At 62.3% G+C, this 10,052-nt stretch carries 11 protein-coding genes and 1 pseudogene; 8 read left to right on the forward strand and 4 right to left on the reverse strand.

Going from position 1 to position 10,052, the window contains the following annotated elements:
• Positions 1-256: 256 nt before the first annotated feature.
• Both KHP60_RS24465 and KHP60_RS24470 read right to left on the reverse strand, forming a co-directional pair.
• Positions 257-1,138: an SMP-30/gluconolactonase/LRE family protein gene (locus KHP60_RS24465; protein ID WP_213566879.1), complete on the reverse strand. Its 882-nt coding sequence runs from the start codon at positions 1,136-1,138 to the stop codon at positions 257-259.
• On the reverse strand, positions 1,131-1,820 hold the full coding sequence (locus tag KHP60_RS24470; protein ID WP_213566880.1) for a GntR family transcriptional regulator: 690 nt from the start codon (positions 1,818-1,820) through the stop codon (positions 1,131-1,133). The genes KHP60_RS24465 and KHP60_RS24470 overlap by 8 nt, the downstream gene beginning before the upstream one ends.
• 204 nt (positions 1,821-2,024) lie before the next feature.
• On the opposite strand from KHP60_RS24470, the gene KHP60_RS24475 reads away from it, so the two are divergent.
• Genes KHP60_RS24475 through KHP60_RS24510 form a run of 8 tightly spaced genes read left to right on the forward strand, consistent with a single transcriptional unit; the run spans position 2,025 to position 9,011 of the window.
• The gene (locus tag KHP60_RS24475; protein WP_213566881.1) at positions 2,025-3,218 is read left to right on the forward strand and encodes a UxaA family hydrolase; all 1,194 of its coding nucleotides are present in this window, start codon (positions 2,025-2,027) and stop codon (positions 3,216-3,218) included.
• Between the two features lie 20 nt (positions 3,219-3,238).
• Positions 3,239-4,048 carry an ABC transporter permease gene (locus KHP60_RS24480; RefSeq protein ID WP_213566882.1) on the forward strand — a complete coding sequence of 270 codons (810 nt, stop codon included), beginning with the start codon at positions 3,239-3,241 and terminating at the stop codon, positions 4,046-4,048.
• Positions 4,045-4,803, forward strand: a complete 759-nt coding sequence (locus tag KHP60_RS24485) for an ABC transporter permease (RefSeq protein WP_213566883.1) — start codon at positions 4,045-4,047, stop codon at positions 4,801-4,803. The genes KHP60_RS24480 and KHP60_RS24485 overlap by 4 nt, the downstream gene beginning before the upstream one ends.
• Positions 4,800-5,618: an ABC transporter ATP-binding protein gene (locus KHP60_RS24490; RefSeq protein ID WP_213566884.1), complete on the forward strand. Its 819-nt coding sequence runs from the start codon at positions 4,800-4,802 to the stop codon at positions 5,616-5,618. The genes KHP60_RS24485 and KHP60_RS24490 overlap by 4 nt, the downstream gene beginning before the upstream one ends.
• Positions 5,619-5,648: 30 nt before the next feature.
• Positions 5,649-6,878: an ABC transporter substrate-binding protein gene (locus tag KHP60_RS24495; RefSeq protein ID WP_213566885.1), complete on the forward strand. Its 1,230-nt coding sequence runs from the start codon at positions 5,649-5,651 to the stop codon at positions 6,876-6,878.
• Between the two features lie 60 nt (positions 6,879-6,938).
• Complete coding sequence (locus KHP60_RS24500) at positions 6,939-7,838, forward strand: NAD(P)-dependent oxidoreductase (protein WP_213566886.1); 900 nt, start codon at positions 6,939-6,941, stop codon at positions 7,836-7,838.
• An 8-nt stretch (positions 7,839-7,846) separates the two neighbouring features.
• Entirely contained in the window at positions 7,847-8,155 is a 309-nt protein-coding gene (locus KHP60_RS24505; protein WP_213566887.1) for a UxaA family hydrolase, read from the forward strand.
• Between the two features lie 31 nt (positions 8,156-8,186).
• Positions 8,187-9,011, forward strand: coding sequence for an SDR family NAD(P)-dependent oxidoreductase (locus tag KHP60_RS24510; RefSeq protein ID WP_213566888.1), 825 nt, complete (start codon positions 8,187-8,189; stop codon positions 9,009-9,011).
• A gap of 277 nt (positions 9,012-9,288) precedes the next feature.
• Here the strand turns inward: KHP60_RS24510 and KHP60_RS25960 are convergent, their stop codons facing one another.
• Positions 9,289-9,606: a DDE-type integrase/transposase/recombinase gene (locus tag KHP60_RS25960; RefSeq protein ID WP_409366317.1), complete on the reverse strand. Its 318-nt coding sequence runs from the start codon at positions 9,604-9,606 to the stop codon at positions 9,289-9,291.
• A gap of 282 nt (positions 9,607-9,888) precedes the next feature.
• Positions 9,889-10,052 (reverse strand): annotated as a pseudogene (locus KHP60_RS25390) (IS110 family transposase); the annotation flags it as partial.

Below are 10,052 nucleotides of genomic sequence, written 5' to 3' on the forward strand. Positions count from 1 at the left end.
GTGGGACACTAGGCCATGGTGCCTGTTTATCTCAAAATTGATGCGATATTTGTCAGAACCCTTTTGCCCAGATTTCTGAACCTCCACATCAGCGACAACCAGAATATCGCTTCGAGCCCACAAGGGTTTGGCTGAGAGCTTCAAGGTGTCCCACAAGACGACTGAGCTTGGCACAGGCTCGGCCATAGTCGTTCTCCACGCGTCTTAGGATACACCTTTCGCCCAATCCTAGATATTTATAGCCTAAAATTGTGCGTCACCCGGCGAAGGCCGGCTCCAGCCGGCCTGCAACGCAGACATCGAGAGCGAGCAGGCTGCCAGCCAGGGGCTGCGATTGGAGCTCCGATTCCGACAACTTCTGGGTTGCCGTTGTGACGAACAGGGTGCGGAGGCCCGGGCCTCCGAAGGCGCAGGAGGTTGGTTGGCTCACCGGCAAGTCGATCAGACGATCGAGGCGGCCGTCCGGCGCGAAGCGGGCGAGGCAACCGCCCTTGTAGCGCGCATTCCAGATGAAACCCTCCGCATCGACGGTCGCGCCATCCGGGACACCCGGCGCCGCGTCGCCATCGACGAGGACCGACCAGGGGCCGACGTTTCCGGTGCGAATATCGAAGGCTGCCTGCTCGATCTGTCCCTTTCGCGAATCCGCGAAATAGATTGTGCGGTTGTCGGGCGAAAACGAGATGGCGTTCGCAACACAGACGTCGCCGCGAATCCTGGTCAGGGATAGGTCTCCGTCGACGCGATAGAGACTGCCCGTGGGATGGAGGCCGTAATCCCACATGCTGCCGCACCAGATCCTTCCGGCAGCATCGCATTTCGCCTCGTTCAGGCGATTGTGCGGAAGGTCGAATTCCAATTGGACGAGGGGCACGAGGCGCGAGCGATCCGGGTCGAAGGCGTGCAGCCCATCCTTCAATGCGACGACGACACCACCGCTCTGCCGAGAGACGACAGCACCGATCACCTTCGGCATCGGCCAGGTTGCTTTCCGTCCACTGGCGACATGAAGCTGATGGAGGCAGGGACGGCGAAGGTCGACCCAATAGAGACAGCCGGTCGTCCCGCTCCAGGTCGGGGATTCGCCGAGGATGTCGCGGCTGTCGGCCACGACCTCAAACCGCGTGCCGCTAGGCATGATTCCTCCGTTTTGCGGTCTTCAGCGGCACGACGCCTCTCAGGTTCGGGTCTACAGCCATGCATTGGAGCAGGTCATGCTTGGCCTTCTCGATATGGGCCCCCATCAGCATGGACGCCGAGGACGCATCTCGCCGTTCGATTGCGCGGATGAGATGTCGATGGTCGTCCGACACGTTCTCGAATCGCTTCGGAGTGTAGCCGTAGCGCTGCCACAGGGCCGCAACCAGCAGCCAGTGCCGGTCGACGAGGGAAAGGGCACCGGGATTGCCAGCGGCTTCGTTGATGATGCCGTGGAAGAGATGGTTCACTTTCGGAACAGAAACGAAGTCGCTGGCGGCGACAAAAGTCTCGAACAGGTCCTGAGCCTCGACCAGCTTGCGTAAGTGCTCCTCGGTCCGCCGCTCGGCCGCCCGGCGCGCCAGCATCGTCTCGATAGCGCTGCGGATATCGAACAGGTCCTCGACGAAGCTCAGGTCGATCGAGCGCACCCGGGCGCCGCGATTGGGCTCAATCACCACGAGGCCTTCACCATGGAGTTCGCGCAGGGCCTCCCGGATCGGCATATGGCTCACGCCATACCGCGTGGCGAGCTCATCGATCCGCAGCCGCGAGCCGAAGGGGAGGCTTCCCGAAATGATATCGTCGCGGAGAAGGCGCTGAATGTCCGGTATGCGTGACATGCGCACTCCTGAACTGGATTTGAGCAAATTTCGTCCCATACAAGCCAGAATTAGTCAACCACCGCAAAAACTAGCCCATATTTGATCAAAGTGCTCTTGCCTCTTTGATCAAAGGGAGGCACGTTGAGCCGCATCGCCGCGATAGAATAGGCGAGTTCTGGAGTTGAGTGCCAAGCTCTTGATCAAAATTCTGAGGGAATGTGTATGCTGACGCCACCTCCCCAGCTTCCGGCGGCCGGAGACGAGCGGCTCATGGGCTATCGCCGCGCCAATGGCCAGGTCGGGATCCGGAACTATGTCCTAGTGCTCGGCATCAATGGCCTCGCCGTACGGGTGGCGGAACGCATCGCGGCGGCGGTTTGCGGCTGCATCTGTGTAGCGACAACGGCCGGGCGCGGCCATGTCGAGCCGGACCTGACTTGCCAGATTGACCAACTGGTCGGTCTCGGCCGGAATCCCAACATCGCTGCTGTTCTCGTGGTCGGAGTCGATGCGAAGACGACGGAGCTGATTGCGCACCGCATCGCGGAAACCGGCAAGCCCATCGAAACAGTGACCTTCGCCGAGACGGGCGAGGATCGGCTCGCCGTGCTCGACAAGGGTATCCGGAAGGCTGCCACGCTGGTTCAGCAGACATCGCTCCAGCGCCGGGAGGAGTTCGACATCGCGGAGCTGATCCTCGGGATCGAATGCGGCCATTCGGATGCGACGTCGGGCATCGTCAGCAATCCGGTCGTGGGAAAGGTGGTGGACCGCCTGGTCGACTGCGGCGCCACGGTGATCCTGGGAGAGACCGTGGAATGGCTCGGAGCCGAGCACCGGTTGGCATCCCGGGCCTGCACGCCCATCGTCGGCGAGGTCATTATAAATGCTGTGCGGCAGCGCGAATCCATGGTGGCTGCATCGGGGCAAAGCCTGACCTGGAACAATCCGGGCGAAGAGAACATCCAGGGCGGCCTGAGCACCATCGAGGAGAAGGCACTCGGCGCCGTGATCAAGTCAGGTTCGCGCACCATCGACGGGGTACTCGCGATCGCAGAGGCGCCGCGCCAGCCCGGTCTCTACCTCATGGACGGACCGTCCTTCTCGCCGGAATCCCTCACCGGATTCGCCGCGGCCGGTGCGCAGCTCATGCTGTTCACCACGGGGCCTGGCAATAGCTTCGTCAATGCGCTTGCTCCCACCATCAAGATCACAGCGCAGACCGAAACCGCGCAGCGCCTGATCCATCAAATAGATTTCGACGCTAGCGCCGTCCTATCGCGGGGCGAATCTCTCGACGCCGAAGGCGAGCGCCTGATGGCGAAGATCGTCGACATCGCCTGCGGTACCCTCACGTGGGGCGAAGTGCTCGGCGAAGGCCTGGAGGTTCTGACGCGCATTAGAGGATCCCTGTAATGGTACAAAGGATCGCAGGGATGATGGCGTCCTTCAGCGGCGTACTGATGGGAAACTCCACCGCTCCGCGACACTGGCCTGCCTGGACGATCTATCTTCGCACCATGGGACTGTTCTGCCTCCTGTGGTACGCCATGTCCTGGCTCACGCCGAACAAGATCCTGCTGCCCTCGCCGCTCGATGTGGCCTCGGCCCTGCGCGACCGCATCGACGATGGTGAGCTCGTTGCCAACGCCACCGTAAGCCTGACGCGGCTGCTGGTCAGTGTCTCGATCGCCTCTCTTATCGCCATACCGCTCGGGCTAGCAATGGGCACCAGCCGTCTCCTCGAGGATCTGCTCGAGTGGCCGGTCGAGCTGCTGAGGCCCATCGCGGGCATCGCCTGGATCCCGCTGGCGCTGTTCATGTTCGGCATCGGCAACGGATTGCCAATCTTCATCATGATCTACACCGCCTTTTTCCCGCTGCTGCTCGGCACGGCGGCAGGAGTCCGCAATGTCGACCGCAGGCTCATCTCTGCTGCGAGAACGATGGGGATCCCGAAAGGGACTCTGATGCGCCACGTTATCTTTCCCGCAGCCTTGCCCTCAATTATGACCTCGGCGCGCCTGGCCGTCGCCGCCTCGTGGACGGCGGTGGTGGCGGCGGAGCTCGTCGGCGCTCCCAGCGGCCTCGGCTATGCGATCGAGTATTACCGCAGCATGCTCGACACGCCCTCCGTGATGGCCTTCATCATTGTCATCGGCACGCTCGGATTTCTGTGCGATGCGGCTCTGCGCTCTCTCAGCGCCGCTCTGATGCCCTGGGCAAATGCGGAGGAGAAGCGGTGAAGCACTTTCTCATCCGTTTCGCGACGCCGATTGTCCTTATTGCTCTGTGGCAGCTCTTCGCCGATGCGTTCGGCTCGCCAAGAATACCGCGCCCGAGTGCAGTGCTCGCATCGGCCATGAAGCTCATCGGCAGCGGCGATCTGGTCACGGCACTCGTCACCAGCCTGGGCCGCGTCTTCTCCGGCTTCATGCTGGCCTGCGCCATTGCGATTCCTCTCGGCATTCTGATGGGAAGCGTCAGAACCGTCGAGCGGAACCTCGATCCGCTCGTCGAAAGCTTCAGGCCCGTCGCGGCGATTGCCATTCTGCCGCTCGTGATCCTGTGGCTCGGGACGGGCAGCATGGCGGCCATTGTGATCGTCGCCTATGCCGCCTTCTTCCCGATCCTGATCAACACCATCGCCGGCGTGAAGCGGATCGATAACAATCTCATGCGCGCGGCCTATACGATGGGCGTCCCGCCGGCGACACGCATGTGGGTCGTGCTTCTGCCTGCGGCCCTGCCGGCAATCCTCGTCGGAATGCGGATCGGCCTCGGCATGGCCTGGACCGCGATCATTGCCGCCGAACTGGCTGTCGGTGCGAAGGCAGGCGGCGAGGGCGGCATCGGCCAGATGATGTTCATCTTCTACGCCTACAGCGTCGAGCTCAACGGCATCGTGGTGTGCATGATCGCAGTCGGGATCGTCGCGCTCGTCCTCGACCGCATCCTTCGCGCAGCGCTTCATGCTGCAGTTCCCTGGAGCCGCCTATGACCCAACAACCCGCTCCGAAGATTACGCTTGCGCATGTGCGCAAGGAATTCGGTGGAACGCCCGCGGCGGTCGTGGCCGTCGACTCTCTCTCCCTCGACATCCAGCCGGGTGAGTTCCTTGCCATCGTCGGACCTTCGGGATGCGGCAAGACGACGGTGCTCAACATGCTCGCGGGGCTGGAGCCCGTGACATCGGGCACCATGACGATGGACGGGAAGGCCATTTCCGGCCCCGGCGCGGAACGGGGTGTCATGTTCCAGGATTATGCGCTGTTCCCCTGGAAAACTGTCGTCGGCAATATCGGCTTCGGCCTCGACCACGGTCCTGCCGGACATGGATTGTCGCGTGCGGAGCGGGAGGCCCGCGTCACGCGGGCGATCGACCTTGTTGGGCTAAAAGGGTCCGAGACCAAGTACCCGCATCAGCTCTCCGGCGGCATGCGGCAGAGGGTGGCCCTGGCACGCCTCGTCGCCAACGAGCCGAAGATCCTGCTGATGGACGAGCCGCTGGCTGCCCTCGATGCGCAGACGCGCATCATCCTGCAGGACGAGCTCTTGCGCATCTGGGGGCAGGACAAGCCGACCTCCGAGCGGCGCACGGTGGTCTACATCACGCATTCGATCGACGAAGCGATCTTTCTGGCGGACCGGGTTGTCGTGCTGAGCAGCCATCCGGGCAGGCTCAAGCGTATCGTCGATGTCGATCTGGCGCGGCCGCGCAACGATGAGACGCGCAAGAGTCGGAGCTTTGCCGAACTCAGTCAGACGATCTGGGAGCTGATCCGAGAAGAAGCCTATCGGGCAACCATGCGGTAACGAACTGTGAGCGTAAGGGAGGACCACACAATGACAACTAGCAAGACTATCACACTGGGCCGACGCGGGTTCCTGCTGGGAGCTGCAAGCACACTTTGCGCTCCCGCCATCGTGCGCGCGCAGGGCGCAAGGGCCGCCAAGGTATCCGTCGGCCGCCAGCCCTATGCGGCGGGGAATTCCCCCGTAACCCAGTACATGATGAACGAGAAGCTGTTCGAGAAGGCCGCATCCGAGCTCGGCTATGACCTGACGGTCGATTGGCGCGACTATCCCTCGGCTCTTCCGATGGTGGAGGCCTTCGTCTCGGGCAATCTCGACATCGGCATGTGGGGCAACACGCCCATCGTGCGCTTGCTGTCGCAGAACCAAGGCATCCATGTTCTCACCGTCGGCGAGGGCCACCTGCGCATGGTGCTCTGCACGCGGCCGGATTCGCCGATTCGCAACATGGAGGATCTGAAAGGCAAGACCGTCGGTGCCCTTGTCGGCGGCGATCCCTACAACGCCCTTTCGCAGATGCTGCTCCACGAGCTCGGTAACGCTGATCCGCGCGCTTTCGACATCAAGGTGGTCAACACGCCGACGCAGGCGCAGGCCGCCTCTCTGCCGAGCGGCATGGATGCCGCGATCGCCATCTATCCCGCCTTCCTCAAGGCCAATGCGGAAATCGGCACGAAAGGTATCGTCAATTCGTTCGGCTACACCGAAGCAGGTTACAAGGGGCCTGCGGGCGAGGGTGCGGGGGTCCTGCTGCCCGGGGTGAAGAAATCGCCCTTCTTCCCCGATGGCTATTATCTCCACCGCTCGTTCTGGATCTGCAGCGACCGGATCCTGTCTGCGGATGCCGCAATCGGACAAGCTTTCCTGATCGCTCTGCAGCGGGCCGTCGTCGCGCTCGGCAAGATGAAGCCCGGCGACATCGCCGAGATGGTTTCCAAATATTGGGGCCTCTCGCCCGAACTGGGTTCCAAGATCGTCGAGGACGAAGTGCTGTTCCAGCGCGGCTGGATCTGGCCGACGGAAGGAGACGCGGCCGCGATTACGCAGATCTCGAACTTCATGGTCGAGGGTCGTCTCATTCCGAAGCCACTCACCTTCGATCAGGTCAAGTCGGCTTTCAGCAAGGCGGCCCCGATTCTTCAGAAGGCTTATGAGGCAACGGGCAAGCTGCCCGCCGAGTCAGACTTTACGGCGAAGGGGGCGAAGGATCTGCGCGGCCTGCCGGCCTGGCAGATGAACAGCTGGAAGGCGCCCGCGTAAGAGAGCGGCAATCGCTTTCCCACTGCCCCAAAGACTACATTGAGAAAAAGGAAAGAACGAATGACCTCCGTCGGATTTATCGGACTCGGCACGATGGGTGGGCCGATGGCGCAGAACGTACTCAAAGGCGGCCATGAACTCGTCGTCCTCGATATCAATCAGGCGGCTGTCGCAAAGCTGACCGGGGAGGGAGCGAAAGCCGCCGGCTCCCCGAGGGAGGTGGCGGAGGCATGTGACGCCGTCGTCACCATGTTGCCGGATGCGCCCGACGTCGAGCGCGCCGTTCTCGGCCCGAACGGTATTCTCGAAGGGCTTCGCCCTGGCAGCGTCTATATCGACATGAGCACCATCGATCCCGCCACCACGCAGCGGATCGGGCGGATGGTGAGCGAAAAGGGTGCCGGCATGATCGACAGCCCGGTCGGCAAGACGGCCGAGCACGCCGTCGCAGGGACGCTTACCCTCATGATCGGGGGTGACGAGAGCTTGATCGAGCGCGTGCGGCCGATCCTCGGCCTAATGGGCAGCGATCTGATCCGGTGCGGCGACCTCGGCGCCGGCCAGGCCATGAAGCTGATCAACAACCTGCTTGCGAGTATTCTGCTGGAGGCCAGTGTCGAGGCGCTCGTATCCGGTGTGAAGGTGGGTTTGACGCTCGACACGATGATCAGCGTGCTGAAGACGACCATGGCCTGGAACAACCAGCTCGCCATCGCCATGCATAACCGGGCGCTGAAAGGCGATTTCGAGCCGGGATTCATGGTGAAGCTCGCCCACAAGGATTGCCGCCTAGCGATGAGCATGAACGAAGGGCTCGGCCTGAAGGCTCCCGTGGGGGCAGCAACGCTCGCAGCGCTCCAGGAAGCTTTGGACGATGGGCTTGGGACGAACGATGTCGGGTCTCTGCTCCGCCTGCGCGAGAAAGCGGCCGGCGTCACCGTTCGGCTCAGCCAAGCGTGAGCCTCGCGATGGAAACCGGAACGCAGCCATCGGAGACGGGCGCCATCGTCCTCGATCCCGCCGACGACGTCGCCGTGCTCATCGCTGGCGTCGAAGCAGGCGCTTTCGTCAAGGTAAGTGGTTCTGACGGCCCGCTGTCTTTAACGGTCCGCCAGACTTTGCCGATGGGGCACAAGATCGCTCTTCGTGCGCTCTCCGTGGGAAGCCCTGTGCGCAAATACGGCGAGGTCATTGGGCGCCTCACGGAGCCGGTCGCACCGGGCGATCATGTCCATATCCATAATCTCGCAAGCCAGAGGGCCGTGAAGAAGCCGTAAGGCATCCTCCCAAACGGAAATGGAAAAACTGATGTTAGGACTGGACGTCGCTTCATCGAATGAACGATCGATCGCGCAACGCTTCTCGATGGCAGGGCGGCGGGCGCTCGTCACCGGTGGCAGCGTGAGCATCGGCCGCGAGATCGCTCTCGCCTTCGCGGAGGCGGGAGCCGATGTCGCGATCCAGTATTCCAAGGCGGCGGACATCAGCTTCGGAAAGGAGAATGCTGCTGAGGAACTGGTGCGGGAGGTCGAAGCCAGAGATCGTCGTGGCGTTGCGCTTGAGGCGGATTTCGAGCGAGCTGGCGAGGCGAAGGATTGTGTTCGCAGGGCGGCGGCGCATCTCGGTGGGCTGGACGTCCTGGTCGTGTGCGCCTCGATCCAGTACCGCACGCCGTTCCTGGACATGCCGGAGGAGCAGGTGGAGCGTCAAATCCAGATCAATTTCCGTGCGACGATCAAGCTGCTGCAGGCGGCTCTCCCGTTGATGAAGGAATCGGGTTGGGGCCGCGTCGTCACTATTGGAAGCATCAACCAGACCAAGCCTGAATCCGAGCTTACGGTCTATGCGGCGCTCAAGAGCGCGCAGCACAACCTCGCGATGAACCTCGCTAAAGACTATGCCATCTCCGGCATCACCATCAACAACCTGTCGCCGGGTCTCGTTGCGACGGAACGCAACAAATGGCGCCGCGACGATTCCACGATCTGGGAGGAGATCCAGCGGACCTCCTGTCCCATGCAGCGGGCTGGCGAGGCACGCGAGATCGCGGGAGCCGCCCTCCTGCTCTGCTCCGAAGCGGGAAGCTTCATCACGGGCATCGACCTGCAGGTGACAGGCGGGCGCCATCTTTAGCACGTCGTTCACCGGAGTCGGCTGGGACGTTTGATCTGTAGCTCGGGCGTGCCGATCCACTGCATTTCTTTCACCGCGGCGAGTTTTGGAACGTGGGGAACGCGTTGGCAGGGACGGGATGGAATGATCAGGGCGAGGCGCACGTGGCGGTTCCGTTGCAAATCCTGCCGTGGGTCAAGGGGCGGCCGGGTGAAGCTTGAGATCAGGCAGCAGCGCTGAACAGAGCCGCAATGAAGGTACTCTGAGCCCTCATGTCGTTTGCGGGTGCGCTCGCAACCTATCCCTTGCGGATCATCGCCATGATCTCGTAGCCCGCAATTGTTCGGGAGGCGGACGTGAAGCTCTTGAAGCCTAATCCCAGCCTGACCAGGCGCTTGATGCGCCGGTGGTCCTGCTCGACAATGTTATTTAGAAATTTTACCTGCCGAAGTTTGGCAAAGCGCCACAGTTCTCCGTTCGTCTTCATAGCCTTTGCCGTAATGGGGTATGCGCGTTCTTGTCGACCGTAATGGTTCGCGGATTGGCCGTGTGCGGTTGCTTCAACGCCTTGCGGAAGAACCGCCGGGCCGCTGCGGCATCCCGCCGGTGTTGTCATGTCTGGATGGCGCCCGTTTGGCAATGTGATTGCTGATGACGTTTAGGCCTAGTGGGGTGGGTGCGGTCATGTCTCCGGCCTTTGAACGCGGTGCTGCATGACCGCAGGCCCTGATGTTTTGCGCTGGAATCTGGTCCCTCTCACGTTATCGCGCTCGACTGACGCAAGACAACGCCACGGGTTCTCCAGGTCCGGCGGTCCATATCCGCTTTGGCTTCACATCATCTCATCATCACCGTGCCAACTAAGATGCCCTACGGGCAGATCGTCTGAACTGGTCGTCTACGCCGCCGAGGCGGCAGCTCCCGTGCTCCCGGGCTCGTAAGCCGTGCTCCTGGCCATCACCGCCCAGGCGATCCGGGCCATCTTGCTGGCCAGCGCGACGGCGACCACCTTGAACGGCTTCTTGACCAAGAGGTTCCGGGCCCAGTCAGCCAGGGCCGTCC

Origin of the sequence: Microvirga sp. 3-52 (assembly GCF_018383585.1) — a bacterium.
Taxonomy (GTDB): domain Bacteria; phylum Pseudomonadota; class Alphaproteobacteria; order Rhizobiales; family Beijerinckiaceae; genus Microvirga.

Excerpts from the sequence above, each read along its gene's own strand:
- KHP60_RS24465 (WP_213566879.1), bottom strand. The coding sequence starts at position 1,138 with ATGCCTAGCGGCACGCGGTTTGAGGTCGTGGCCGACAGCCGCGACATC.
- KHP60_RS24470 (WP_213566880.1), bottom strand. The coding sequence starts at position 1,820 with ATGTCACGCATACCGGACATTCAGCGCCTTCTCCGCGACGATATCATT.
- KHP60_RS24475 (WP_213566881.1), top strand. The coding sequence starts at position 2,025 with ATGCTGACGCCACCTCCCCAGCTTCCGGCGGCCGGAGACGAGCGGCTC.
- KHP60_RS24480 (WP_213566882.1), top strand. The coding sequence starts at position 3,239 with ATGATGGCGTCCTTCAGCGGCGTACTGATGGGAAACTCCACCGCTCCG.
- KHP60_RS24490 (WP_213566884.1), top strand. The coding sequence starts at position 4,800 with ATGACCCAACAACCCGCTCCGAAGATTACGCTTGCGCATGTGCGCAAG.
- KHP60_RS24495 (WP_213566885.1), top strand. The coding sequence starts at position 5,649 with ATGACAACTAGCAAGACTATCACACTGGGCCGACGCGGGTTCCTGCTG.
- KHP60_RS24500 (WP_213566886.1), top strand. The coding sequence starts at position 6,939 with ATGACCTCCGTCGGATTTATCGGACTCGGCACGATGGGTGGGCCGATG.
- KHP60_RS24505 (WP_213566887.1), top strand. The coding sequence starts at position 7,847 with ATGGAAACCGGAACGCAGCCATCGGAGACGGGCGCCATCGTCCTCGAT.
- KHP60_RS24510 (WP_213566888.1), top strand. The coding sequence starts at position 8,187 with ATGTTAGGACTGGACGTCGCTTCATCGAATGAACGATCGATCGCGCAA.
- KHP60_RS25960 (WP_409366317.1), bottom strand. The coding sequence starts at position 9,606 with ATGACAACACCGGCGGGATGCCGCAGCGGCCCGGCGGTTCTTCCGCAA.